The sequence below is a fragment of the Bradyrhizobium sp. BTAi1 genome, assembly GCF_000015165.1.
In the GTDB taxonomy this organism is placed as follows: Bacteria; Pseudomonadota; Alphaproteobacteria; order Rhizobiales; family Xanthobacteraceae; genus Bradyrhizobium; species Bradyrhizobium denitrificans.
The window spans coordinates 5,962,533-5,986,725 of sequence record NC_009485.1 but is presented as its reverse complement, the minus strand read 5'-3'; the positions used below and the strand labels follow the sequence as shown (position 1 = coordinate 5,986,725).

General features: G+C 64.9%; 21 protein-coding genes. 6 read left to right on the top strand and 15 right to left on the bottom strand.

The genetic code is table 11. The annotated features are described in order from the left end of the window. From BBTA_RS26800 to BBTA_RS26780, 6 genes are all read right to left on the bottom strand, one after another. Nucleotides 1-363, bottom strand: coding sequence for a VOC family protein (locus BBTA_RS26800; RefSeq protein WP_012045645.1), 363 nt, complete (start codon nt 361-363; stop codon nt 1-3). A gap of 88 nt (nt 364-451) precedes the next feature. Next, the gene (locus BBTA_RS26795) at nt 452-1,453 is read right to left on the bottom strand and encodes an SDR family oxidoreductase (protein ID WP_012045644.1); all 1,002 of its coding nucleotides are present in this window, start codon (nt 1,451-1,453) and stop codon (nt 452-454) included. A 106-nt stretch (nt 1,454-1,559) separates the two neighbouring features. Next, a complete protein-coding gene (locus BBTA_RS41675; RefSeq protein ID WP_256374672.1) occupies nt 1,560-1,694 on the bottom strand; it encodes a hypothetical protein in 135 nt (44 codons plus the stop codon). Nucleotides 1,695-1,763: 69 nt separating this feature from the next. Next, nucleotides 1,764-2,192: a heme-binding protein gene (locus BBTA_RS26790; RefSeq protein WP_012045643.1), complete on the bottom strand. Its 429-nt coding sequence runs from the start codon at nt 2,190-2,192 to the stop codon at nt 1,764-1,766. 197 nt (nt 2,193-2,389) lie between these two features. Continuing rightward, nucleotides 2,390-5,344 (bottom strand): FAD-binding and (Fe-S)-binding domain-containing protein, encoded by a 2,955-nt coding sequence (locus BBTA_RS26785; protein ID WP_012045642.1) that lies wholly within the window; start codon nt 5,342-5,344, stop codon nt 2,390-2,392. 117 nt (nt 5,345-5,461) lie between these two features. Then, nucleotides 5,462-6,226 carry a GntR family transcriptional regulator gene (locus BBTA_RS26780; RefSeq protein ID WP_041750915.1) on the bottom strand — a complete coding sequence of 255 codons (765 nt, stop codon included), beginning with the start codon at nt 6,224-6,226 and terminating at the stop codon, nt 5,462-5,464. A gap of 128 nt (nt 6,227-6,354) precedes the next feature. On the opposite strand from BBTA_RS26780, the gene BBTA_RS26775 reads away from it, so the two are divergent. The 6 genes from BBTA_RS26775 to BBTA_RS26750 all read left to right on the top strand — a co-directional run bounded on the left by BBTA_RS26775 (nt 6,355) and on the right by BBTA_RS26750 (nt 13,088). After that, nucleotides 6,355-7,560 carry an alanine--glyoxylate aminotransferase family protein gene (locus tag BBTA_RS26775; RefSeq protein WP_012045640.1) on the top strand — a complete coding sequence of 402 codons (1,206 nt, stop codon included), beginning with the start codon at nt 6,355-6,357 and terminating at the stop codon, nt 7,558-7,560. A gap of 208 nt (nt 7,561-7,768) precedes the next feature. Beyond that, nucleotides 7,769-8,962, top strand: a complete 1,194-nt coding sequence (locus tag BBTA_RS26770; protein ID WP_041750914.1) for an alanine--glyoxylate aminotransferase family protein — start codon at nt 7,769-7,771, stop codon at nt 8,960-8,962. Beyond that, complete coding sequence (locus tag BBTA_RS26765; protein WP_012045638.1) at nt 8,962-9,759, top strand: enoyl-CoA hydratase/isomerase family protein; 798 nt, start codon at nt 8,962-8,964, stop codon at nt 9,757-9,759. The genes BBTA_RS26770 and BBTA_RS26765 overlap by 1 nt, the downstream gene beginning before the upstream one ends. Nucleotides 9,760-9,890: 131 nt before the next feature. Further along, entirely contained in the window at nt 9,891-10,877 is a 987-nt protein-coding gene (locus BBTA_RS26760) for a tripartite tricarboxylate transporter substrate binding protein (protein WP_012045637.1), read from the top strand. A gap of 32 nt (nt 10,878-10,909) precedes the next feature. Then, nucleotides 10,910-11,452 (top strand): tripartite tricarboxylate transporter TctB family protein, encoded by a 543-nt coding sequence (locus tag BBTA_RS26755; protein ID WP_012045636.1) that lies wholly within the window; start codon nt 10,910-10,912, stop codon nt 11,450-11,452. Nucleotides 11,453-11,567: 115 nt separating this feature from the next. Further along, nucleotides 11,568-13,088, top strand: coding sequence for a tripartite tricarboxylate transporter permease (locus tag BBTA_RS26750; protein ID WP_012045635.1), 1,521 nt, complete (start codon nt 11,568-11,570; stop codon nt 13,086-13,088). A 723-nt stretch (nt 13,089-13,811) separates the two neighbouring features. On the opposite strand, the gene BBTA_RS40910 is transcribed toward BBTA_RS26750, so the two are convergent. The 9 genes from BBTA_RS40910 to BBTA_RS26710 form a co-directional block, all read right to left on the bottom strand. Continuing rightward, complete coding sequence (locus BBTA_RS40910; protein ID WP_012045634.1) at nt 13,812-13,973, bottom strand: hypothetical protein; 162 nt, start codon at nt 13,971-13,973, stop codon at nt 13,812-13,814. A 168-nt stretch (nt 13,974-14,141) separates the two neighbouring features. Beyond that, entirely contained in the window at nt 14,142-15,332 is a 1,191-nt protein-coding gene (locus BBTA_RS26745; RefSeq protein ID WP_012045633.1) for a CaiB/BaiF CoA-transferase family protein, read from the bottom strand. Nucleotides 15,333-15,464: 132 nt separating this feature from the next. Further along, nucleotides 15,465-16,688, bottom strand: coding sequence for a phenylacetate--CoA ligase family protein (locus BBTA_RS26740; RefSeq protein ID WP_012045632.1), 1,224 nt, complete (start codon nt 16,686-16,688; stop codon nt 15,465-15,467). Nucleotides 16,689-16,809: 121 nt separating this feature from the next. Then, entirely contained in the window at nt 16,810-17,649 is an 840-nt protein-coding gene (locus tag BBTA_RS26735; protein ID WP_012045631.1) for an ABC transporter ATP-binding protein, read from the bottom strand. Nucleotides 17,650-17,814: 165 nt separating this feature from the next. After that, nucleotides 17,815-19,101, bottom strand: coding sequence for an ABC transporter substrate-binding protein (locus tag BBTA_RS26730; protein ID WP_012045630.1), 1,287 nt, complete (start codon nt 19,099-19,101; stop codon nt 17,815-17,817). 58 nt (nt 19,102-19,159) lie between these two features. After that, complete coding sequence (locus BBTA_RS26725) at nt 19,160-20,233, bottom strand: branched-chain amino acid ABC transporter permease (RefSeq protein WP_012045629.1); 1,074 nt, start codon at nt 20,231-20,233, stop codon at nt 19,160-19,162. 108 nt (nt 20,234-20,341) lie between these two features. Further along, nucleotides 20,342-21,235, bottom strand: a complete 894-nt coding sequence (locus BBTA_RS26720) for a branched-chain amino acid ABC transporter permease (RefSeq protein ID WP_012045628.1) — start codon at nt 21,233-21,235, stop codon at nt 20,342-20,344. A 121-nt stretch (nt 21,236-21,356) separates the two neighbouring features. Beyond that, nucleotides 21,357-23,288, bottom strand: coding sequence for a long-chain fatty acid--CoA ligase (locus tag BBTA_RS26715; protein WP_041750913.1), 1,932 nt, complete (start codon nt 23,286-23,288; stop codon nt 21,357-21,359). Beyond that, nucleotides 23,285-24,106 (bottom strand): ABC transporter ATP-binding protein, encoded by an 822-nt coding sequence (locus BBTA_RS26710; protein WP_012045626.1) that lies wholly within the window; start codon nt 24,104-24,106, stop codon nt 23,285-23,287. Before BBTA_RS26710 ends, BBTA_RS26715 begins: the two co-directional genes overlap by 4 nt. Between the last annotated feature and the right edge of the window lie 87 nt (nt 24,107-24,193).

Below are 24,193 nucleotides of genomic sequence, written 5' to 3'. Positions count from 1 at the left end.
TCAGCGCCCGAGCGGCCGCGCGAAGCTCAGCTCATGGCCGTCGGGATCGGTGAGGTGGAAGTAGCGCTCGCCCCATTCGGCGTCACGCGGGGTGGTCGATGGCGCAAAACCAGCGGCCAGCGCCTTCGCGTAAACGGCGTCGACATCCGCGACGTGGAAGATGATGCGGCCCCACCAGCTCCATTGTTTGTCCTCAGGCATGGCGATCAGGTTGAGATAGCCCGTACCGACGCGGAAGGTCGTGAACGGGGCGTCGCCGCCGCCATACGGAATGTCGTCGAATCCGAGCGACCGATAGAAGGCGACCGCGCGGGCCATGTCGTGGGTGGCGATGGTGATCGCGCTAATGCTCTCGATGGTCATGGAGGCGCTCCGGACCTGTATTGGAAGTCGCAGTGCAGAGAAGCGCATCTCGCTGGCGTGGTGCAAGAGCGGCCTCGTGGCCTGCGGCCTAGCGCCACCGCCGGCTCATCGTCGCCCCCAAGGCAAAGAAGATCGCGGCCCCGATGGCGACGGTCGCCGCGCGTGCCACGTCGCCCGGGATGAGCATGGCCTGCTGCGCTGCGCCCTGGCTGAACGAGCCACGCGTGCGATGCAGGCGCGTCACGGGTTGGTCGAGGTTATCGGGGCGGTCGGGCACCAGCGGGACATCGGTCTGCTGCCCGGCGATCGCCTTGGCGGCAAGATAGCGGTCGAGCAGTGCCGGCGCGACGGCGTTGCCGAGGATCGTGAGCAGTGTCGGCCAGCCGATCCAATATTCGCGGAAGCTGCCGTCGGCGACGCGGTGGACGGCGTCCGCGATCACCTCCGGTTCCACGGGCCGGCCCATCGGCCGCGGCGTATGTGCGAGGTGGGCGCGGGCCCAGTCGAATTGCGGCGTGTTCACTGCGGGCAGATCGACCATGCAGAGCGTGATGCGCGACCGCTCATGCATCAGTTCGGCGCGCAGCGAGTCGGTGAAGCCGCGGATCGCGTGCTTGGCGCCGCAATAGGCCGCCTGCAGCGGAATTCCGCGATAGGCGAGCGCCGAGCCGATCTGGATGATCCGGCCTTCGCCGCGCCGGCGCATCGACCGCAGCGCCGCCATGGTGCCGTGCACGAAGCCGAGATAGGTCACCTCGGTGACGCGGTGGAACTCCTCCGGCGTGATGTCGGCCACCGTCGAGAACACGGTCTCCATGGCGTCGTTGATCCAGATGTCGACCGGACCGAGACGCTGCTCGAGCCGCTCGGCGGCCTCGAACAGCGCCGGCGCGTCGGCGACATCGACGGCCTCGTATTCGGCATGCGCAAAGCGCCCCTGCAGCTCGCGCTGAACGCCGCGAAGCGCCTCCTCGTCGCGTGCGAGCAGACCGACGCGGTCGCCAGCCTCGCCGAAGCGCTTGGCGATGGCGCGGCCGACACCGGCGGAGGCGCCGGTGATGATGATCGTGCGAGCTCGTCTGCGAGGCATGTCCGGGTTCTCCACGCGCCCCCGTTGTACAAACGTGCGGCCGCCGGCAATGTTTCGGGCGGGGAGAACCGCGCTGATGAATCCTTGGTAAGCTCCTGCGCCGCGGTCAGCCCGGCCGCATGTGGTGGCGCCTGTCGTCGGGAACTACAACGGTGTCGAAGTCTCGCGCGAGCTCGGCCAGTGCGCCTATCGGCGTCATGGTCTTGGCGAGCGCCGATGCCGGCAGCGGAATCTGGGACATGTGGCCTCCTCGGTGAGATCACCAAGGAAGCCGCGATCGCCGGAAAGGTTGCCAAGAGGACGAGGAGGCTCAGCCCGCATTCGGCTTGAGGCCGGCGGCCTCGATGCCGGCGATGGCGCAGATCTCGTCATTGTCGCTGGTGTCGCCGGAGACGCCGACCGCGCCGAGCAAAGTGGTGCCGTCCATGATCAGCACGCCGCCGGGTACCGGCACCATACGGCCCTGCGCCAGCGTGTTCACGGCATCGATGAAATAGGCCTGCTCCTGGGCACGCTGGAACAGCGCGCGCGAACCGAGACCGAGCGCCAGCGCGCCATAGGCCTTGCCATGTGCGACCTCGGCCCGCATCAGGCTGGTGCCATCCTGCGCTGCGGCGGCCTTCAGGCAGCCGCGCGCGTCCAGCACGATTACGGCGAGCGGCTTCAGCTTCTTCTCGATCCCCTTGGCCAGCGTCGCGTCGAGGATCTTGCGGGCAGTGTCGAGCGTGAGATCGGCCATATCGGTGTCCTTTGTGATTTGTGATGAATAGTCGGCTTTATCATCCGTCATTGCGAGCGAAGCAAAGCAATCCTGGGCGAAAGAAAAGATCTGGATTGCTTCCGCCGTCACCCTCCGGGCTATGGCGGACAAGTCGTCGCTTCGCTCCTCGCAATGACGACAGTGAGATCATGCTCTGCGGCTTCCAGTCTCGGGAGCTACTGAGATGCCTGCGTACGCTCCAGGCTCATCGCCAGGAGTTGCGCAGCGTGCACGGCGCCGCGGGCCGCGCCGTCCTGAATCTGGTGACGGCAGGAGGTGCCGTCGGCAACGATGAAGGTCGTGCTATCAGCTTTGCGAACAGCCGGCAGCAATGAGGCTTCCGCCATCTGCAGCGACACTTCGTAGGTGTCCGCGCCATAGCCGAACGCGCCGGCCATGCCGCAGCAGGAGGATTCGATCGTCTCGACCTCGAGCTCGGGGATCAGCCGCAGCACCTGTTCGACCGGTTTGAAAGCGGCGAAGGATTTCTGGTGGCAATGGCCATGCAGCAGCGCTTTGCCGGGCAGGGGACCGAGCGGCAGTGCCAGCCGGCCGCTCTCCGCCTCGCGCGCCAGAAACTCCTCCAGCAGCAGCGCATGCGCGCTGATCGTCCGGGCTTTGGCGTCGCTGCGCAGCGACAGCAGCTCGTCGCGCAGCGTGAGAAGACAGCTCGGCTCCAGGCCGATGATCGGCACGCCGCGGGCGGCGAACGGCGCGTAGGTCTCGACCAGCCGCTGCAACTCGGACTTGGCTTCATCGACGAGCCCGGCGGAGAGGAAGGTGCGGCCGCAGCACAGCGCGCGGCCGCCATCGACCGGCCTCGGCACATAGACGCGGTACCCCCCGGCGATCAGCACGCGCAGCGCGGCGTCGAGATTCTCGCGCTCATAGATGCGGTTGAAGGTGTCGCCGAACAGCACGACTTCGCGGCCGTTCTCGGGGCCGAACGCCTCGGCGTCGACGCGGAACGTGTCGCTGCGGAACGCCGGCAGCTTGCGCTTGGCGCTGATGCCGGCGACGCGCTCCATCAGCGCGCGCAGCGGTGCGCTGTGATTGCGCAGGTTCGCGAGCGGTGCGAAGCGTGCAGCGAGATCAGCATAGCGCGGAAGATAAGCGACGATCCGGTCACGCAAGATGAGGCCATGGCTGGTCGCCCGTGCCGCCAGCACCTCGATCTTCATCTTGGCCATGTCGACGCCGGTCGGGCACTCGCGGCGGCAGGCCTTGCAGGAGACGCAGAGCTTCAGCGTCTCCATCATCTCGTCCGACGACAGCGCGCCTGGACCGAGCTGGCCGGAGATCGCGAGCCGCAGCGTGTTGGCGCGGCCGCGCGTGACATCCTTCTCGTTGCGGGTGGCGCGATAGGACGGGCACATCACGCCGCCGTCGAGCTTGCGGCAGGCGCCGTTGTTGTTGCACATCTCGACCGCGCCCTGGAAGCCGCCGGCAGCGCCGGGATAGGCCGACCAGTCGAGCACGGTCTTGATGTCGTCGATGCGATAATCCGGCGGATAGCGGAACAGCGAGCGATCGTCCATTCTGGGCGGATCGACGATGCGGCCGGGGTTGAGCACGTTCGCCGGGTCGAAGCGCTGCTTCACTTCCTCGAAGTCGGCGACAATACGACTGCCGAACATCTGTTCGTGGAATTCCGAGCGCACGATGCCGTCGCCATGCTCGCCGGAATGCGAGCCCTTGTACTCGCGCACCATGGCGAAGGCTTCCTCGGCGATGGCGCGCATCGCCTTGACGTCCTTCTCCAGCTTCAAATTCAGGACGGGGCGGACGTGCAGGCAGCCTTCGGAGGCGTGCGCATACATCGTGCCGCGGGTGCCGTGTCTGGCGAAGACCTCATTGAGGCGCGCGGTGTAGTCGGCAAGATGCGGCAGCGGCACCGCGCAGTCCTCGACGAAGGACACCGGCTTTCCGGCCTCCTTCATCGACATCATCACGTTGAGGCCGGCGGCGCGGAAGTCGGCGACGGCCGTCTGCAGGGCAGGCTCCGATATCTCGACCACGCCGCCCCATTTGCGCGGTTCGTTGGTCCAGGAGAAGCCGAGATCGCCCATCAGCTCGGAGAGCAGCTTCAGCTTGGCGAGGTTCGCGTCGACAGTCTCCTCGGCGAACTCCACCACCAGGATCGCATCGGGATCGCCGCGCACGGCCGCCGCAATCACCGGCTGGAACATTGCGATGTCGCGGCCGAGCCCGATCATGGTGCGGTCGACCAGCTCGACCGCGATCGGCTTCAGCTTGACCAGATGCTGGGCCGCGTCCATCGCCTCATAGAAGCTGCCGAAATGGCAGACGCCGAGCACCTTGTTTCGGATGAGCGGCCACAGCTTCAGCTCGATCCGGGTGGAGAAGGCCAACGTGCCTTCGGAGCCGACAAGGAGATGGGCGAGATTGTTGGCGGCGTTGCGCGGCGTCAGCGCGTCGAGATTGTAGCCGCCGACGCGGCGCTGCACCTTGGGAAATCTGTCGCCGATCTCGGCCGCCTCACGCTCGCCGAGCGCCAGCATGTCACGAAACAGGGCGCGGGCCTTGTCCGGCGCGTTCACGTCGGCGAGGTCGCGCGGCACCTCGGCGAAACGCGCCTGCGTGCCGTCGGCCAGCGCGGCGTCGATGGCGATGGTGTTGTCGCGCATCGTGCCGTAGCGCAGCGAGCGGCCGCCGCAGGAATTGTTGCCGGCCATGCCGCCGATCGTGGCGCGCGATGCCGTGGAGACGTCCACGGGAAACCACAGGCCATGCGTCTTCAGCTGGCGATTGAGGTCATCGAGCACGATGCCCGGCTCGACCACGCAGGTCCGCCCGGCGACGTCAAGCGAGACGATGCGGTTGAGGTGCTTGGAAAAGTCGACGACGATTCCCTCGTTGACCGTCTGGCCGCATTGCGAGGTGCCGCCGCCGCGCGGGGTGACGATGCGGCCGTCATCGCGGGCGATGGCCAGCGCCCGTAAAGCCTCGTCCATCGTGCGTGGCACGACCACGCCGGCCGGGATGACCTGATAAAATGAGGCGTCCGTGGCGTAGCGGCCACGATTGAAGCGATCGAAAAAGACGTCGCCGGTGATCTCGGCGCGGAGCTTCTGTTCCAGCCTGGACGGACCGGCTTTGGCGTTCGGCATGATGGTCCCTGGTCGGCCCTGGTCTGGTCGCGGTTCCCCACGCCTCGGCCCGGTGTCAATCATTTGCAGCGTACCGTCAACCAGATTGCATGCAATTTGAGAAGGCCATTCTCAACCTTAGTCTACTCCAACCGGCTTTCCGCCGGGTGGGGCGGCGACGGCCTGCCCCTCGGCAAAGTAGGCGATCGCGGCCGCCCCCTTGTTGCGCAAATGCTGGAAGAGGATGTCGGACAGCTCGCTGCCGGCTCGGCGGCGCAACGCGTCGAGGATCTGCTCATGCTCGCGCATGGCCTCGCTCCAGCGTTCGCGCTTGCGGGCGAAATTGGCTGAAAAGCGGACCCGACGGATGCGTCCGGCGAGGCTCTCATAAGTCGCGTGAAGGGTCGCATTGGCGGCGGCATCGACGATCGCGCGATGGATGAGCTGGTTCACATGAAAGTAACCATGCATGTCCTGCCGAATGTAGAAGCCGTACATATCGTGATGAAGTTGCTCGATATTTTTGATGTCTTCATCCGACATTTTCTCGCAGGCGAGGCGTCCGGCAAGACCCTCCAGGCCGCCCATCAGGTCGAACAATTCGCGAATGTCTGCGGCGCTCAGGGGGCGCACCCGCGCGCCGCGATTGGGCAGCAGCTCGACCAGCCCTTCCGCCGCGAGCACCTTCAGGGCTTCACGCAAGGGCGTGCGGGACACCCCCAACATCTCGCAGAGCTGCCGCTCGGACAACCGCCCGCCGTCGGGGACATGGCCCTCGACGATGTAGTCGCGCAGCCTGGCCAGGATCTCGTCATGCAACGAGGTCTCGTCCCGCGCTGATGTCGTGCGGCTGCCTGGCTCGGCAGAGGGGGGCATTTCGATGTCGGGAATCATGGAGCTCATGCCACAGCATTGTAGCGGTGATTACAGATTGGGTCGATCTCATATATGAATTCGTTATGTGCCTTGCGCAGTCAAAAATTGCATGCAATCATAGGTGCTGCAATGCCGCTGTCGTCTGGAGTTTTCCTTTGACCCGTCACCAAGGCCGCCATTTCCTGCACATTCCGGGACCGAGTCCGGTGCCCGAGCGGGTGCTGCGGGCGATGGACATGCCGGTGATCGACCACCGCAGCGCCGAATTCGGCGAACTCGGCAAGGCCGTCCTCAGCGGGTCGCAGAAGATCTTCAAGACCGCGAGCCCGGTGATCATCTACCCGTCCTCCGGCACCGGTGCCTGGGAGGCTGCGATCGTCAACACGCTGTCACCCGGCGACAAGGTGCTGATGGTCGAGACCGGCCATTTCGCCACGCTGTGGCGGCAGATGGCGGCGCGCTGGGGGGTAGAGGTCGACTTCATTCCGGGCGACTGGCGGCGCGGTGTCGACCCCGCAATGATCGAAGAGAAGCTCGCGGCCGACACGGCGCATCAGATCAAGGCCGTGATGGTCGTGCACAATGAGACCTCGACCGGCGCGACCAGCCGGATCGGCGAGGTCAGGGCAGCGATGGATCGCGCCAAGCATCCGGCGCTGCTGATGGTCGATACCATCTCGGGCCTCGCCTCGGCCGACTTCCGCTTCGACGAGTGGAAGGTCGATGTCGCTGTGTCCTGCTCGCAGAAGGGTTTCATGCTGCCGCCGGGGCTCGGCTTCAATGCGGTTTCGGACAGGGCGCGGGCGGTTGCCAAGACCAACAAGATGCCGCGCTCGTTCTGGGATTGGGAAGACATGCTGAAGCTGAACGCGAATGGCTTCTTCCCCTATACGCCTGCGACGAACCTGCTTTACGGCTTGCGTGAGGCGATCGCGATGTTGCTCGAGGAAGGCCTCGACGAGGTATTCGCGCGCCATCAACGGCTGGCAGCGGCCACCCGTGCCGCGGTCCAGCATTGGGGGCTGGAGGTGCTCTGCCAGGAGCCGAGGGACTATTCGCCGGTCCTGACCGCCGTGCTGATGCCGCCGGGCCATGATGCAGATCAGTTCCGGCAGGTCGTACTGGACAATTACAACATGTCGCTCGGCTCGGGCCTCTCCAAAGTGGCCGGCAAGGTGTTCCGTATCGGCCATCTCGGCGAGTGCAACGAGTTGACCCTGATGGCCGCGTTGAGCGGTGTCGAGATGGGGCTGCGTGTCGCCGGCGTGCCGCATCGTGCCGGCGGCGTCGATGCTGCGATGGCGCTTCTGGAGCAGCCCATGCCCGGCAATGCGCCGCGGCACCTCGCAGTTGTGAATTGAGGCGAAATCGCGTGCGGTTGCGGGTCAAATCCGCCGGTGCCGCGCTGCACAGCAGAAGGAAGCCCGTGTGCATCTGAGGGATGTCAGCCCGAAGCGATCGGTGCTTGCGTCTTCTGTGTTGACGCCAGCGGTCTGGCGGGAGAAAAGCGCGGCGAGCGCGTGGCATGCCACGTCCGCGCACCAACCAAACGACCGGGGATGGACGCCAATGACTGTGCACACAGGACGGCATTTTCTTCAAATTCCGGGGCCGACCAACGTGCCCGACCGCGTGCTGCGCGCGATGGACATGCCGACGATGGATCATCGCGGTCCCGAGTTCGCCGAGCTCGGTTTTGCTGTGCTGGCGGCCAGCCAGCGGATCTTCCGCACCAAGCAGCCGGTGATCATCTATCCGTCGTCCGGCACCGGCGCCTGGGAAGCGGCGATCGTCAACACGCTCGCGCCCGGCGACAAGGTGCTGATGGCCGAGACCGGCCAGTTCGCGGTGCTGTGGCGTGGCATCGCCGACAAGTTCAAGCTCGACGTCGACTTCATCTCCGGCGACTGGCGTCATGGCGCCGACATCGCGGCCATCGAGCAGCGCCTCGTCGAGGACAAGGCGCACAAGATCAAGGCCGTCTGCATCGTGCACAACGAAACGTCGACCGGCTGCCTCACGCCGCCGCTCGAGGTGCGCAAGGCGCTCGATCGCGCCGGCCATCCGGCGCTGCTGATGGTCGACACCATCTCCGGCCTCGGCTCGATGGAGTACGAGCATGACGCCTGGGGCATCGACGTCTCCGTCGCGGGCTCGCAGAAGGGCCTGATGCTGCCGCCGGGACTCGGCTTCAATGCTGTCTCGGAGAAGGCGCTCGCCGCCGCCAAGGCCAATCCGGGCATGCGCTCGTATTGGGATTGGCAGGAGATCATCAATTTCAACAAGCTCGGCACCTTCCCCTACACGCCAGCCTGCAATCTCTTGATGGGCCTCAACGAGGCGCTGAAGATGCTGGAGGAGGAGGGCCACGAGAACGTGTTCGCCCGTCATCGCCGCCACAGCCTCGCCACCCGCGCCGCCGTGAAGGCCTGGGGTCTCGATACGCAGTGTCAGGATCCGCAGGCGCATTCTCCGGCGCTGACCGGTGTCGTGATGCCCGAGGGCCATGATGCCGACCAGTTCCGCAAGCTCGTGCTCGAGCACTTCGACATGTCGCTCGGCACCGGCCTGAACAAGATCAAGGGCAAGGTCTTCCGCATCGGTCATATCGGTCACTTCAACGACCTGATGCTGATGGGCACGCTCGCCGGCGTCGAGATGGGCCTCGCGCTTGCCAATGTGCCGCATCGGGCCGGTGGCGTGCTCGCGGCGATGGACGTCCTGAAGGCGCGCGAGGCCGCGCCGATTTCGAAGGTGGCCTGATGAACGCACCTGCGACCGGATCCGACGATCTCATCTATGCCGTCGACGACGGCATCGCCAAGATCACCTTCAACCGGCCGCAGGCGCGCAACGCGATGACATTCGCGATGTACGACCAGATGGCCTCGATCTGCGAGGCCATCAATGCCGACCGGTCGATCAAGGCGCTGATCCTGACCGGCGCCGGCGACAAGGCGTTCGCCTCCGGCACCGACATCTCCCAGTTCCGTGCCTTCAAGACCGCGCAGGACGCGCTCGACTATGAGGCGCGGATCGATCGCGTGCTCGGCACGCTTGAGCTCTGCCGCGTGCCGGTGATTGCGGCGATCGCCGGCGCCTGCACCGGCGGCGGCGCCGGCATCGCCGCCTGCTGCGACATCCGGATCGGCACCGAGACCACCCGCATCGGCTTTCCGATCGCACGCACGCTCGGCAACTGCCTATCGATGTCGAACATCTCGCGCGTGGTCTCCCTGATCGGACCGGCGCGGACCAAGGACCTGATCTTCAAGGCGCGGCTGGTCGAGGCGCCGGAGGCGCTTGCGCTCGGCCTGCTGAACGAGATCGTTCCCGACGTCGAAACCCTGCAGACGCGCGCGCTTGAGACGGCGAAGCTCGTCGCGTCGCATGCGCCGATCACGCTCGAAGTGACCAAGGAGGCGGTCCGCCGCATCCGCCGCACGTTGACGCGCGACGAGGGCGAGGACCTGATCCTGCGGGCCTATATGAGCGAGGATTTCCGCGAGGGCATGGACGCGTTCCTCAACAAGCGGACACCGAACTGGAAGGGCAAGTAGCGCATGCCGCGGCTGCGACCTTATGCGGACATCGCGATGCGGCATTTTCCTTGTCATCTTGAACTCATCACAATAAGCCAGCAGTATCCTGGTAGGATGCAAGCAGGCGCTTCGAACGGGGAAGAAAACACGTGCGCAACCTGATCAAAATCGCGGCCGCAACGGCGGTTCTTTTCGGAAGTGCGCCGGCCTTTGCCGGCTGGGAACCGACCAAGCCGGTCGAAATCGTCGTGGCTGCGGGCGCCGGTGGCGCATCCGACCAGATGGCCCGCATGATGCAGGCTGCGATCCAGAAGAACAATCTGCTGAAGCAACCGGTCGTCGTGTCGCTGAAGGGCGGGGCGTCCGGAGCCGAGGCGCTGATGTACATGAAGTCCAGCGATGGTGACGCCAACAAGGTCCTGATCGCCTATTCGTTGATCTATATGCTGCCGCTGTCGGCCAAGCTGCCGTTCGACTGGCATGAGCTGTCGCCGGTCGCGGTGATCGCGCTCGACCAGTTCGTGTTGTGGGACAATGTCAATGGTCCGAAGACGGTGAAGGAGTTCATCGAAGCCGCCAAGGCATCGAGCTCGCCGTTCAAGCTGGGCGGCACCGGCTCGAAGCGCGAGGATCACGTGCTCACCGTGTTCCTGGAGAAGAAGACCGGCGCGAAATTCTCCTATCTGCCTTACAAGTCGGGCGGCGAGGCTGCGACGCAACTGGTCGGCGGCCATACCGAGGCGAACGTCAACAATCCCTCCGAGAACCTGGAGGTCTGGCGCGCCGGCCAGGTGCGTCCGCTCTGCGTGTTCGACAAGGAGCGCATCTCCTACACCGCCAAGGTCACGGAGACGCAGTCCTGGAATGACATTCCGACCTGCAAGGAGCAGGGCCTGGACGTGCAGTACCTGATGCTGCGCGCGATGTTCTTGCCAGGCAAGGTGACCCAGGAGCAGCAGGAGTTCTACGTCGACCTGTTCAGCAAGCTGGTGCAGACGCCGGAATACAGGGACTACATGGAGAAGCAGGCGCTCAAGCCGATCTTCCTTACCGGCAAGGACATGGTGCAGTTCCTGGAAGAGGACGGCTCGCTGAACAAGCAACTGATGACGGAAGCCGGCTTCGTCGCCAAGTGAGGCCGGGCGAGGCGAGGGGATGAGGAGGATCGATGTCCAACGCTGAGCTCGAGATCGCGGTCGACGATCCGACCGCGCCTGAGGAGGATTCTCCTTCCGTCACCTCCAACCGGACCGTCGACGTCGGTGTGTCGCTGCTGCTGCTCGCGCTCGCCGTCGTGCTCGCCTGGGACAATTGGCGGACCGGGGCGTCCTGGGACTCCACCGGTCCGGAGCCCGGCTACTTCCCGTTCTATCTGTCGGTGATCCTCGGCGGCGCCAGCCTTTACGGCATCGGCGCGGCCTTCCTGTCGCGCAAGGAGGCGGTCGAGACCTTCGTCACGCGGGCGCAGTTGCGCCGCGTGATGGCGGTGTTTGTGCCGACGCTTCTGTTCTGCATCGCCATGCAGTTTCTTGGCATCTATGTCGCGAGCTTCCTGCTGATCGCCGGCTTCATGCGTATCGTCGGCAGAATCGCGATCTGGAAATCTCTGCTCACGGCGTTCCTGTTCAGCGCCGTGATGTTCGTGACCTTCGATATCGTCTTCGACGTGCTGATGCCCAAAGGACCGCTCGAAGCGGCGTTCGGGTACTGACACTGCTATCTCTCCCTGTCATTGCGAGGAGCGAAGCGACGAAGCAATCCAGGGCTTCACACGCGACTCTGGATTGCTGCGCTCGTAATGACGGAAACCGAGCTGGAATGAAATCATGGAAGCCTTGGGTCTGCTGCTGCATGGGTTCGCGGTCCTCCTGACGTGGAAGACGCTGGCGCTGATGATGGTCGGGCTGGTGCTCGGCGTGTTCGTCGGCGTGCTGCCGGGACTTGGCGGCCCCAACGGCGTCGCGATCCTGCTGCCGTTGACCTTCTCGATGGATCCGACCTCGGCCATCGTGATGCTGTCCTGTATCTATTGGGGCGCGCTGTTCGGCGGCGCCATCACCTCGATCCTGTTCAACATCCCCGGCGAGGCCTGGTCGGTGGCGACCACCTTCGACGGCTATCCAATGGCGCAGCAGGGCAAGGCGGCCGAGGCGCTGACGGCGGCTTTCACCTCGTCCTTCATCGGTTCCCTGGTCGCCGTGCTGCTGATCACCTTCCTGGCGCCGTGGATCTCGTCCTTCGCGCTGAAGTTCGGCCCGCCCGAGTTTTTCGCCGTCTATCTGCTCACCTTCTGCTCCTTCGTCGGTCTCGGGCGTGAGGACAAGCACAAGACCGTCATTGCGATGGCGCTCGGGCTGCTGCTTGCCGGTGTCGGCATGGACACGGTCTCGGGCCAGCTGCGCATGACCTTCGGCTCGACGGATCTGCTCCGCGGCATCAACTTCCTGGTCGCCGTCATCGGCCTGTTCGGCATCAGCGAGATCCTGCTGACGATGGAGGAGCGCCTCGCGCTGCGCGGTCACGCGGCTTCGATCTCGCTGCGCACGGTGCTTGCGGTGTGGAAGGACCTGCCGAAATACTGGATGACCCTACTGCGCTCCTCGGTGATCGGCTGCTGGCTCGGCATCACGCCGGGCGGCGCGATCGCCGCGTCCTTCATGGGCTACAATCTCGCCAAGCGCTTCTCCAAGGACCCGGACAGTTTTGGCAAGGGCCGCATCGAGGGCGTGTTCGCGCCTGAGACCGCCGCGCACGCCTCGGGCACCGCGGCGCTTTTGCCGATGCTGGCGCTCGGCATTCCCGGCTCCGGCACCGCGGCGATCCTGCTCGGCGGTCTGATGGTGTGGGGCCTCAATCCTGGACCGCTGCTGTTCGTCGAGCACAAGGATTTCGTCTGGGGCCTGATCGCCTCGATGTATCTCGGCAACGTCGTCGGCCTCGTGCTGGTGCTCTCCACCGTGCCGATCTTCGCCTCGATCCTGCGGGTGCCGTTTGCGGCGGTGGCGCCGATGATCGTGGTGTCCTGCGCCATCGGTGCCTATGCGATCCAGAACGCGATGTTCGACGTCTGGCTGATGCTCGGCTTCGGCGTCGTCGGCTACGTCTTCAAGAAGATCAAGATTCCGCTGGCGCCGTTCACCTTGGCGCTGGTGCTCGGCAGCCGCGCCGAGGACGCGTTCCGCCAGTCGATGATCATCTCCGGCGGCAACATGAAGGTGTTCTGGGCGAACGGTCTCGTCGGCACCATCACGACGCTCGCGATCCTGCTGTTGTTCTGGCCGCTGATCGATCGGCTGGTCGCGAGCGTCAGCAAGTCGAGCGCGCCGGCTGCGAAGGCCGAGGCGTAGGCGGCGGACCGCAGGCCGCGACGTTCGGGGCCTCATGGTTCGAGACGCTCCGCGCGCAACAGTTGGTGGAGTCCACTACCTTTTGAGGCGCGGCGCTCCTCACCATGAAAGGTGAGATCGTGCTGCGCATTCACACCTGGTCCGGAGGAGCCCGCCGCAGGCGGGCGTCTCGAAGGACGGCCGCAGGCAAGATGAGCCGCGCCGACCACGCGTTCTGCGCTGGGGCGGAGGCGCCGCCGCTGGAATGGCAGGACGCCACAACAAACACGCAAGAATTCGCGTGATTGCGACCACTGGCTCGATTGGGCCTTGGCGTGGATCGAACTGGACCGTGGCACCGTTGCCACATCAGGGAGGAGGCTGGCTTCGCTGCGACGGACCGTTGTTCAAATCCTTTCCGCGCTTCTCCAGAGGTTGTGTCTTTGCGATGACAGCTTTTTAGGCAGGGCGGTGGTAGGCTTCATTCATGGGCAGACGTTGTGCTGCTCACGCGCGGTGCCTGATCTCTGGTCATCGCGTCCTGATGTTTCCTCCCGAGACGATCCCTTGCCCGGCGCTTGCGTCGGGCTTTTTTTGCGTTCGGCGTGTTCTGACAAGGATGCCTGTTCGCTCCTTGCCTCATTCTGCGGTCCCGAATGAAAAAGCCTTCGTCCGGATTGTCCGAACGAAGGCCTCGGGACGCGTTGATATCAGACGAGAGCGTTGAACTCAGGCAGCTCAGCCTCAGTTCACCTTCTCTGCGACGGGCATGTGGTACCAGTCGGACTCGTTATCGAGCATCGTCTCGTCGAACAACAGAGCACCAGGAGCAGTCACAGCGGCCGCGTTGACGTCGCGTACGATGTCCATCGCCGTCAGGAATTCATTCAACTCGGTCGCGCTCATGGTCCGCTACTCCTCACGCGCGCGGGCCCCATGAGGTCCGCGATCAACTGATGCGAAGAGGTTAACGCGGTCTTGCCTTGGCCTCAATCCGGCCAAGTTGGAAGTTCCAACGTGGTGACATCTTGGCCACAGCGGCGGGATGCCGCAGCTTGGTCATATTGCACCTGCTCACACGACGCGATGCAGGCGAAGATCAGCGATTTCGCCGTCGGTGAAGCCGAATTCGGAGAGGATCTCCTCGGTCTGCTCGCCGAACTCCGGCGGCCGCGCCGCCATGCGACTCGGCGTGCGCGACAATGTGAAGGGCTGCGCCACCAGCGTGATGTCGCGGCCGTCGTCGCTGGCGACCTGCTGCGCCATGCCGAGGTGCTTGACCTGCGGGTCCTCGAACATCTGATCGATGGCGTAGATCGGGCCGCAGGGCACGCCGGCGGCGTTGAGTTCGGCGACCCATTGCTCGCTCGTCTTCGCCACCGTTCGCTGGTTGATCTCGGCGTTCAACGCGTCGCGGTTCTTGGAGCGTGCCGGCGCGGTCGCGTAGTCGGGATTATCGATCCATTCCGGTGCGCCCAGCGTGTGGCATAGCCGCTCCCAGATCCGGCCGCCGGTCGCCGCGATGTTGATGTAGCCGTCGGAGGTCTTGAACACGCCGGTCGGGATGCTGGTCGGATGGTTGTTGCCGGCCTGCGGTGCGACGTCCTTCTCCATCAGCCAGCGCGCGGCCTGGAAGTCGAGCATGAAGATCTGCGCCTGCAACAGCGAGGTCTGCACCCACTGGCCTTCACCGGACACCTCGCGCTCGAGCAGCGCCGTGAGAATGCCCATCGCGCAGGACAGGCCTGCGGAGAGATCGGCGATCGGGATCCCCGCGCGCATCGGCCCTTCGCCGGGCGCGCCGGTGATCGACATCAGCCCGCCCATGCCCTGCGCAATCTGATCGAAGCCCGGCCGCTTGGCATAGGGGCCGTCCTGGCCGAAGCCGGAGATGCTGCCATAGACGATGCGCGGATTGACCTTGCGAACGGCCTCGTAATCGATACCGAGCTTGGTCTTCACATCCGGCCGGTAGTTCTCGATCACGACGTCCGCCTGCTTGGCCAGCCGCATGAACACGTCGACGCCCTTGGGGTCTTTCAGATTGAGTGTCATCGCGCGCTTGTTGCGATGCAGGTTCTGGAAGTCGGCCCCACGGCGCGGGCCGCCGAGCGCCTCGCCGCCATCCTCCATCATGGCATCGATCTTGATAACGTTGGCGCCCCAATCGGCAAACTGCCGCGCGCAGGTCGGGCCGGCGCGCACGCGCGTCAGATCGAGCACGGTGAAGCGGGACAGGGCTTTGGACGCGCGCGGGAAGGCCATGCGGACGAACTCCGAGAGAGCGTGACATGGCTGTATAGGAGAGGGCGCGGGAGGCGACAATTGCGCATGGTCCGTGCGCACCCCGCCGCTCATGCCGCTGCTGCAGGGCTACGCTTCGAGCTGGAACCTGGCTCAGCGCTCGTCTGCGATCACCTTGCCGTCGTTGGGCAGCGTTCCCGGCGCGACCAGCTCGACCTGGCCGCCGAGCTTGGTGACGCTGCGCAGGCTGGTGGCGAGCGCGTCCTGCAGGCCATCAGATGGCGCGGCGCATTCGGCCTTCAACGTCATCGCGTCGGTTTCCCCGGCGCGGGTGACGACCAGCCGCAGCCGGCCGAGCTCCGGATGGCGCTTGCCGATCTCGGCGATCTGCTCGGGTCGCACGAACATGCCCTTGATCTTGGTGGTCTGGTCGGCGCGGCCCATCCAGCCCTTGATGCGCATGTTGGTGCGGCCGCAGCGGCTGACGCCGGGCAGGGCGGCGGTGAGATCGCCGAGTGCGAGGCGAATCCAGGGATGGGCAGGATCGAGCGAGCTGACGACGATCTCGCCGACGTCGCCCTCGGCCACGGGATCACCCGTGCCGGGGCGGACGATCTCGAAAATGAGATCCTCGTTGACCACCATGCCCTCGCGTGCCGAGGTCTCATAGGCGATGATGCCGAGATCGGCGGTGCCAAAGGCCTGGTAGGCATCGATCCCGCGCGCCTTGATCTCGGCCTGCAAGGACGGCGGAAAGGCCGCGCCCGACACCAGTGCACGCTTGATCGAGGAGACGTCGCGGCCGGCGCTCGCCGCGCCATCGAGCAGGATCTTGAGGAAGTCGGGCGTGCCGCTGTAGCCGATCGGGCGATAGGCCTCGATCAGCTCGAACTGTGCCTCGGTGTTCCCCGGTCCGGCCGGGATCACCGCGCAGCCGAGCGCGCGCGCCGAGGCATCGAAGATGAAGCCGCCGGGCGTCAGATGATAGCTGAAGGTGTTGAGCACGACGTCACTGCTGCGGAAGCCGGCCGCGAACAGCGCGCGCGCGCCGCGCCAGGGATCGGTGTGGGCCGCCTCTGGCTCGAAGATCGGGCCGGGCGAGGTGAACAGACGGGAGAACGCGCCAGGCGCCTGCGCGACGAAGCCGCCGAACGGGGGAGCGGCCTTGTGCAGGGCCGGCAGCTCCGACTTGCGCAGCACGGGCAATTGCGCCAGCGCGGTGCGGCTCGTGATGTCCCGGGGATCGATGCCCTGCAGCAGCGCGGCATAGGCGGGCGCCTTGATCGCTGCATGCAGCACGTCGGGCAGGCGGCCGAACAGATCCTGCTCGCGTTCGGCGGGATCACGGGTCTCGAGGGCGTCGTAGTGGGTATTCATGCCCAGTCCTTCGGTCTTGCACCGTCATGCCCGGGCTTGTCCCGGGCATCCACGTCGTTCGTCGTTCCGGCTCGCGCGTGGATGGCCGGGTCAAGCCCGGCCATGACGAGCAGATAGTTCGCTACAGCCACCGCTTCCGCCGCTTGAAACTCTTCAGGTTCTTGAAGCTCTTGCGCTGGTCGCCGGCGCCGCCGAGGTAGAATTCCTTGACGTCCTCGTTGTCGCGCAAACTGTCCGCGGTGCCGTCGAGCACGACTTTGCCCTGCTCCATGATGTAGCCGTGGCTGGCGACCGACAGCGCCGCGCGCGCGTTCTGCTCGACCAGGAGGATGGTGACGCCGAGATCACGGTTGATCTCCTTGATGATCGCGAACACCTCCTTCACCAGCAGCGGCGACAGGCCCATCGAGGGCTCGTCCATCAGGATCATCTTCGGCCGGGCCATCAGCGCGCGTCCGATCGCCAGCATCTGCTGCTCGCCGCCGGAGAGATAGCCGGCGAGGCCCGTCCGCTCCTTCAGCCGCGGGAAATAGTTGAACACCATCTCGATGTCGCTGTTGACCTCACGGTCGCTGCGGGTGAACGCGCCGAGCTTGAGGTTTTCGAGCGAGGTCATGTCGGCCACGATGCGCCGGCCCTCCATGACCTGGAAGATGCCGCGGCGGACGATCTTCTCCGGATCGATGCCGTCGATGCGCGCGCCGTCGAACATGATCTCGCCGCGCGTCACCTCGCCATCCTCGGTCTTGAGCAGGCCGGAGATCGCCTTCAACGTCGTCGATTTGCCGGCGCCATTGGCGCCGAGCAGCGCGACGATGGCGCCCTTCGGCACATCGAGGCTGAGCCCGCGCAGCACCAGGATGACGTCGTCATAGACGACCTCGATGTTGCGAACGGAGAGCAGGGGGGCGGCTAAGGCGCTGCCTGCGCCGGCTCGCGGAGTGTCGAGTGTCTCGGTCATTGTGGTTGTCCACCGCTGTCGTCCCCCGCGAAGGCGGGGGACCCAGTATTCCAGACACGCCGATGCTTCACCGAGAAGCCGCGGCGTCCTGGATCCCCCGCTTTCGTGGGGATGACGATCGTGCGTGGAGTTGCTGCCGAGCTCATTCGGCATCAGCTCAGCAACTTACCAACCCGCCCATTCGGCCTTGCGCGGCAGTTCGATGGTCTTGACCTTCTCGAGCTTGATCACGCCCTTGGCCATCAAGTCGTTGAGGTCGCCATCGGTCGGTCCCGTCACGCGAGCGCGATAAAGGTCGACCTTCATCGTGCCACGGTGGTCCTTCTCGGTCCAGGTCGAGGGGCTGCAGACGCCTTCCATGCCGGCCGGCACCCAGTCCTTCTTCTGGTGGAAGCCCTTGGCGACGTTCTCGCCGGTCGGGCCGCCATTTTTCACCGCCCACTCGATTGCTTCCTTCATGTAGAGCGAGGAGCAGACCGCGGCGACGTAGTGCACCGGCCGATAGACCTTGCCGGTGGGATCGGACATCTTGGCGATCTCCTGCACCGTCTTCATGCCCGGTGCATCGCCGCCCCAGCCGACCGAGGTGCGCAGCGGGAAGATCACGCCATCGGCGGCATCGCCCGCGGTCTTGGCGGCGTTCTCATCCATGCCCCAGACGTTGGACAGGAACTGCACATCGACGCCGGCGTTCTTGCAGGCCTTCATCACCGAGATGTTGGAAGCGGCAGTGTTGCCGAGATAGGCGTAGTTGGCGCCGGAGCTCTTCAGGCTCAGGCATTGCGCACTGTAGTCGCCGGGCGCCAGCGCGAACACCAGCGGCGGCAGCACCTCGAAGCCGAGCTCGGTGGCGAGCGCTTCGCCCGCGGCCTTCGGCGCGTTGGGGTAGGGATGGTTGGCGCCCATGTGCACGAATTTGGGCTTGCCGGGCTTGCCCTTGGCCTTCCAGTCCTCGGCCGCCCAGGTCAGCTCGGCGCGCAGCGCGTCCGAGTAGCTCGGTCCGTAGAAGAAGTTGTACGGCGCCGGCTTCGCCTTGCCGCTGGTGCCTTCCGGATCGGTCAGCGCGGCGGCATAGGAGCCGGACATGTCCGGGATCTTGTCATTGGCGAGGAAGCCGGTGAGCGCCTCGGTGTCGGCCGTGTCCCAGCCCATGATCGCGGCGACCTTGTTGTCCGGCGCCGACCACTTCTTGTACAGCGCGATCGCGCGCGGTACCTGGTAGCCATAGTCGTTGCTGTCGACCGCGAGTTGCTTGCCGCCGATGCCACCGTTCTTGTTGACCCAGGCGAAGGTGTCGACGACGCCCTGGCCATAGGGCGTGCCGACGTCGGACGTGCCGCCCGACAGATCCTGCAGATGGCCGATCGCGATCTGCTGCGCGTTCGCCGATGCGGCGAAGGTGCCTGCGAGCAGCGCGAGCGCCGCCGAGCCGAGCCATGATTTGATCGTCATAGTGCTTCCTCCTGTGGTGCATCCGGGCCGGATTGTCGCCGGTCCCTGTTGGTTGGAATCAATGTGAGAACGGGTAGAGCTTCCAGTATGTCTTGATCTGTCGCCAGCGATGCGCGAGCCCGTCCGGCTCGAACATCAGGAAGGCGATGATGATCAGGCCGATCGCGATCTCGCGCAGGAAGGTGATGTTGTTGTTGAGCGCAAGCGCCTTGTCGATGGAGCTGCCCTTCAGATTGTGGCTGAGCCACTCCATCGACTCCGGCAGCAGCACGACAAAGGCAGTTCCCATCAGGGTGCCCATGATCGATCCGGTGCCGCCGATGATGATCATGGCCAGGAACAGGATCGAGCGCTCGATGCCGAAGCCCTCCTGTGAGATCACCAGCTGGTAGTGCGCATAGAGCGCGCCGGCGATGCCGGCGAAGAACGCGGCCAGGCCGAACGACAGCGTGCGGTACTTGGTCAGGTTGATGCCCATGATCTCGGCCGAGAGATAGTGGTCGCGGATCGCGATCAGTGCGCGGCCGTCGCGGGTGCGCATCAAATTGGTGACGAGCAAATAGCAGACCAGCACATAGGCCAGCACGACGTAGAAATATTGCCGGTCGCCGCGCAGCGTATAGCCGAAGATCGAGAACGGATTGGCCGAGGCCGGCACCGAGCCGCCGGAGAACCATTCGGCGCGGGAGAAGAAGTCGAGCAGGATATATTGCGCGGCGAGCGTGGCGATGACGAGATAGAGGCCCTTCAGCCGCGCCGCGGGAAGGCCGAACACCAGCCCGACCAGCGCCGTGATCACGCCGGCCAGCGGGATCGCGAAGAACACCGGAATGGCATAGGTGTTGTTGATATAGGCCGAGGTGAAGGCGCCGAGCAGGAAGAAGCCGGCCTGGCCGATCGAGATCTGCCCGGTGAAGCCGACCAGGATGTTCAGCCCGAGCGCCGCGATTGCGAAGATGCCGATCTGGATCGAGACCGACAGCCAGTATTCGGAGAACACAAGCGGCGCGAAGCACAGCAGGATCACGCCGGCGATCGCGAAATTGCGGCTGGTCTTGGTCGGGAAGATCGTGGTGTCGGCCGCATAGGAGGTGCGGAAGTCACCGGCGGGGATGGTGGAACGTGCGACCATGGCGGCCCTATCTCGCCTGAAGCTTGAGTTGCGTCATGGGCTCGCCCTTCGCTTTGGCTTGAGCATGATCGTTACCGAAAACCGGTCTCCACTTTTCGGCGATCATGCTCATATCCGCTCGATGTCTTTGGTGCCGAACAGGCCGTAGGGCTTGATCATCAGGATGAGGATCAGCACGTAGAACGGCGCGATCTCGTAGAGATTGCCCCAGTGCAGGTATTGGCTGTCGACATATTGCGCGATGTTTTCGAGCAGGCCGATGATGATGCCGCCGAGCACGGCGCCGCCGACCGAGTCGAGGCCGCCGAGGATCGCCGCGGGAAACACCTTGATGCCATAGGCGGACAGTCCCGACGACACGCCGTTGACGACGGCGACGACGACGCCGGCCACGGCGGAGACGGTTGCCGAGATCGCCCAGGCCATCGCGAACACGTTCTTGACGGAGATGCCGAGCGATTGCGCGACCTGCTGGTTGAAGGCGGTGGCGCGCATCGCGAGGCCGTATTTCGAGGCTTTGAAGAACCAGGCCATGCCGAGCATCATCGCGACCGAGACCGCGAGGCTCATGACATAGACGGTCTGGATCTGTAGCCCGAACAGATCGACTGCCTTGCTCGCGAACACCGGCGGGAACGGCTGCGGATTGACGCCGAACATCCATTTCAGCGCCGCCTGGAACACCGTCGACAGGCCGATCGTCACCATGATGACGGAAATGATGGGCTCGCCGATCATGGGACGGAGGATCACGACCTGCACGGCGATGCCGAACGCGAACATGAAGACGAGCGTCAGCGGCATGCCGACCCAGAACGGGACTTGATATTTCGTCAGCAGCAGCCAGCACACCCAGGCGCCGATCAAAAGCAGCTCGCCTTGGGCAAAATTGACGACCTGCGTCGCCTTGTAGATCAGCACGAACGACATCGCGACCACGCCATAGAGCGTGCCGACCACGAGGCCGTTGACGAGGAGCTGGATAAGGAAGGAGGTGTTCATGATCGTTCTCACGCGTCACCGCCGGGCTTGACCCGGCGATTCATCGCGAAGGAGGTTTTCGGAAGAGGATGGATGCGCGGCTCAAGCCCGCGCATGACTGTCTCTTGTGACGGAAGGCGCATCACTCCGCGGCCTCCGCCATGGGTCCGTGGCCTCCGAGATCCACCACCCTCAACGTCGTGCGGATGCGCTGGGTGGTGCCGTCCTGAAAACGGATGACGGTGTCGACAGGGATAGCCGGCTTGCCGCCATAGATGCCGTCGATAATATCGGCGTATTTCTCGTTGATGACGCTGCGGCGGACTTTGCGGGTGCGGGTCAGTTCGCCGTCATCGGCGTCGAGCTCCTTGTAGAGCAGCAGGAAGCGGGCGATACGCTGCGCAGCCGGCAGATGCGCGTTGACGGTCTCGACCTCCTTCTGCAGCAGCGCATAGACCTCGTTGCGCGAGGCGAGATCGGAATAGGTGGTGAACGCGATGCGGTTCTTCTCCGCCCATTTCGAGATGATGGAGTAGCGGATGCAGATCATCGCCGCGAGATGCTCGCGGCCGGCGCCGAGTACGACCGCTTCGGCGATATAGGGCGAGAACTTCAGCTTGTTCTCGATATATTGCGGCGAGAAGCGCTCGCCGCGCGCGGTCTCGGCAAGATCCTTGATGCGGTCGATGACGACCAGCTGCTTGTGGTCGTTGAAATAGCCGGCATCGCCGGAATGCATCCAGCCGTCCTTGACGTCGGCGGCCGAGGCTTCAGGGGCCTTGTAGTAGCCTAAGAACATGTTGGGATGGCGCACCAGGATCTCGCCGATGCCCTGGCTGTCGGGCTGGTCGATCCTGATCTCGATGTCCTCCGACATCGGTACGCCGGTCGTGTCGGGATCGACCTTGTCGGCAGGGTGCAGCGTGTAGGCCCCCAGCAGCTCGGTCTGGCCGTAGAGCGTGCGCAGCGGCACGCCCATGGCGCGGAAGAACTTGAAGGTGTCAGGCCCGAGCGCGGCGCCGCCGGTCGCGGCCGAGCGCAGCCGGGTGAAGCCGAGACGGTCGCGCAGCGCGCGGAACAGCAGCATATTGGCGAAGCTCGAATGCTGGCCTTTCTCCAGCGCCGCGAGACCGGTCGACATGCCCAGATGATACAGCCGCTGCTTCAGCGGCGAGGCGTCCATGACGGCGGCGCGGACGTCGGCCGCGATCTGCTCCCAGACCCTTGGCGCGAACAGCACGAAGGTCGGCGCGATCTCGCGGAAGTCGTTCATCATCGTATCCGGCTCTTCGACGAAGTTGACCTTCATCCGGCAGAGCAGACCTTTGCCGAGCACATAGACCTGTTCCATGATCCAGGGCAGCGGCAGCACCGAGACATATTCGTCTTCGGGCCCCTTGGGGTCGAAGGCGAGATAGGTGGCGCAATGCTTGAGCACGCGCGCGGCTGAGAGCATCGCGAGCTTCGGATGCGAGGTCGTGCCCGACGTGGTGCAGAGGATCGCGACGTCGTCGCCCTGGGTGGCATCGACCATGCGGTCATAAAGATCCGGCTCGCGGGCGGCCCGGTTGCGGCCGAGCTCGGCGAGCTTGTCGGCCGGCATCAGCCTGGGATCGTCATATTTCCGCATGCCCCGCGGATCGGAATACACGATGTGCTTCAGCGCCGGCACGCGATCGGCGAGATTCAAGAGCTTGTCGACCTGCTCCTCGTCCTCGGCGAATACCAGCCGCGCTTCGCCATAATTCAGGAGATAGGCGGCCTCGTCGTCGAGCACGTCGCGATAGAGGCCGAGGCTGAACGCCCTGATCGCATGGGTGGCGATTTCGGCTGCGACCCAGTCCGGCCGGTTGTCGCCGATGATGCCAATGACGTCGTCCTTGCCGAGCCCGAGCGCGACCATGCCGAGCGCGAAATCACGGACGCGGGCCTGGTAGTCGGCCCAGGTGAAGGTGCGCCAGAGGCCGAGATCCTTCTCGCGCAGCGCGATCTCCTGGCCGTGCTCCCTGGCATTCAGCCGCAGCAGCTTCGGATAGGTGTCGGCCTGTCTGACGCGACCCGCATAGTCCATCATGCCGCGTCCTCCGCAATGGAGGGCGCCTCGTCGGGATCGACCAGCAGTTCGTCCTCCTCGCCGAGATAGGCGCGCTTGACGTGGGGATCGGCGAGCACGGCGGCCGGATCGCCCTCTGCGATCTTGCGGCCGAAATCGAGCACCATGACGCGGTGGGAGATGTCCATGACGACGCCCATGTCGTGCTCGATCATCACGACGGTCATGCCGTATTCCTCGTTGAGGTCGACGATGTAGCGCGCCATGTCCTCCTTCTCCTCGAAGTTCATGCCGGCCATCGGCTCGTCGAGGAGGATGAGATGCGGCTCGAGCGCCATGGCGCGGGCGAGCTCGACGCGCTTGCGCAGGCCGTAGGAGAGGGTGCCCGCCGGCGCCTTGCGCACCGACTGCAGGTCGAGGAAGTCGATGATCTCTTCGACCTTCTCGCGGTGCTTCAGCTCCTCGCGCCGCGCGCCGGTGAGCCAATAGAGCGAGCCGGTGAGGAAGTTGTTCTTCAACAAGTGATGCCGCCCGACCATGATGTTGTCGAGCACGCTCATGTGGTGGAACAAAGCGAGGTTCTGGAAGGTGCGGCCGATGCCGATCTTGGCGCGCGCATTCGGCGGCAGACCGGTGATGTCGTGGCCGCGATGGAACAGGCGGCCTTCGGTCGGCTTATAGCGCCCGGAGATGCAGTTGACGATCGAGGTCTTGCCGGCGCCGTTCGGGCCGATGATCGAGAACAGCTCGCCCTCGCGCACGCCGAAGCTGACGTCGGTCAGGGCTTTCACCCCACCGAAACGCAGCGACACCCCGCGCGCTTCCAACGTATAGTCCAAGTCGTCCTCCCGAAGTCCTTGCCGGCGCTTGTTGCGCTCTTCAAGCCCTGGTGTCGCGACGTAGGCTCGCCGCTGTCGTCGAACTCT

Bases quoted from the DNA above. Each gene is read 5' to 3' on its own strand.
- BBTA_RS26795 (WP_012045644.1), bottom strand. From the start codon at position 1,453: ATGCCTCGCAGACGAGCTCGCACGATCATCATCACCGGCGCCTCCGCC.
- BBTA_RS40910 (WP_012045634.1), bottom strand. From the start codon at position 13,973: ATGAGCGCGACCGAGTTGAATGAATTCCTGACGGCGATGGACATCGTA.
- BBTA_RS26780 (WP_041750915.1), bottom strand. From the start codon at position 6,226: ATGAGCTCCATGATTCCCGACATCGAAATGCCCCCCTCTGCCGAGCCA.
- BBTA_RS26755 (WP_012045636.1), top strand. From the start codon at position 10,910: ATGTCCAACGCTGAGCTCGAGATCGCGGTCGACGATCCGACCGCGCCT.
- BBTA_RS26765 (WP_012045638.1), top strand. From the start codon at position 8,962: ATGAACGCACCTGCGACCGGATCCGACGATCTCATCTATGCCGTCGAC.
- BBTA_RS26725 (WP_012045629.1), bottom strand. From the start codon at position 20,233: ATGGTCGCACGTTCCACCATCCCCGCCGGTGACTTCCGCACCTCCTAT.
- BBTA_RS26740 (WP_012045632.1), bottom strand. From the start codon at position 16,688: ATGAATACCCACTACGACGCCCTCGAGACCCGTGATCCCGCCGAACGC.
- BBTA_RS26800 (WP_012045645.1), bottom strand. From the start codon at position 363: ATGACCATCGAGAGCATTAGCGCGATCACCATCGCCACCCACGACATG.
- BBTA_RS26790 (WP_012045643.1), bottom strand. From the start codon at position 2,192: ATGGCCGATCTCACGCTCGACACTGCCCGCAAGATCCTCGACGCGACG.
- BBTA_RS26750 (WP_012045635.1), top strand. From the start codon at position 11,568: ATGGAAGCCTTGGGTCTGCTGCTGCATGGGTTCGCGGTCCTCCTGACG.
- BBTA_RS26735 (WP_012045631.1), bottom strand. From the start codon at position 17,649: ATGACCGAGACACTCGACACTCCGCGAGCCGGCGCAGGCAGCGCCTTA.
- BBTA_RS26785 (WP_012045642.1), bottom strand. From the start codon at position 5,344: ATGCCGAACGCCAAAGCCGGTCCGTCCAGGCTGGAACAGAAGCTCCGC.
- BBTA_RS26715 (WP_041750913.1), bottom strand. From the start codon at position 23,288: ATGATGGACTATGCGGGTCGCGTCAGACAGGCCGACACCTATCCGAAG.
- BBTA_RS26745 (WP_012045633.1), bottom strand. From the start codon at position 15,332: ATGGCCTTCCCGCGCGCGTCCAAAGCCCTGTCCCGCTTCACCGTGCTC.
- BBTA_RS26730 (WP_012045630.1), bottom strand. From the start codon at position 19,101: ATGACGATCAAATCATGGCTCGGCTCGGCGGCGCTCGCGCTGCTCGCA.
- BBTA_RS26770 (WP_041750914.1), top strand. From the start codon at position 7,769: ATGACTGTGCACACAGGACGGCATTTTCTTCAAATTCCGGGGCCGACC.
- BBTA_RS41675 (WP_256374672.1), bottom strand. From the start codon at position 1,694: ATGTCCCAGATTCCGCTGCCGGCATCGGCGCTCGCCAAGACCATGACG.
- BBTA_RS26720 (WP_012045628.1), bottom strand. From the start codon at position 21,235: ATGAACACCTCCTTCCTTATCCAGCTCCTCGTCAACGGCCTCGTGGTC.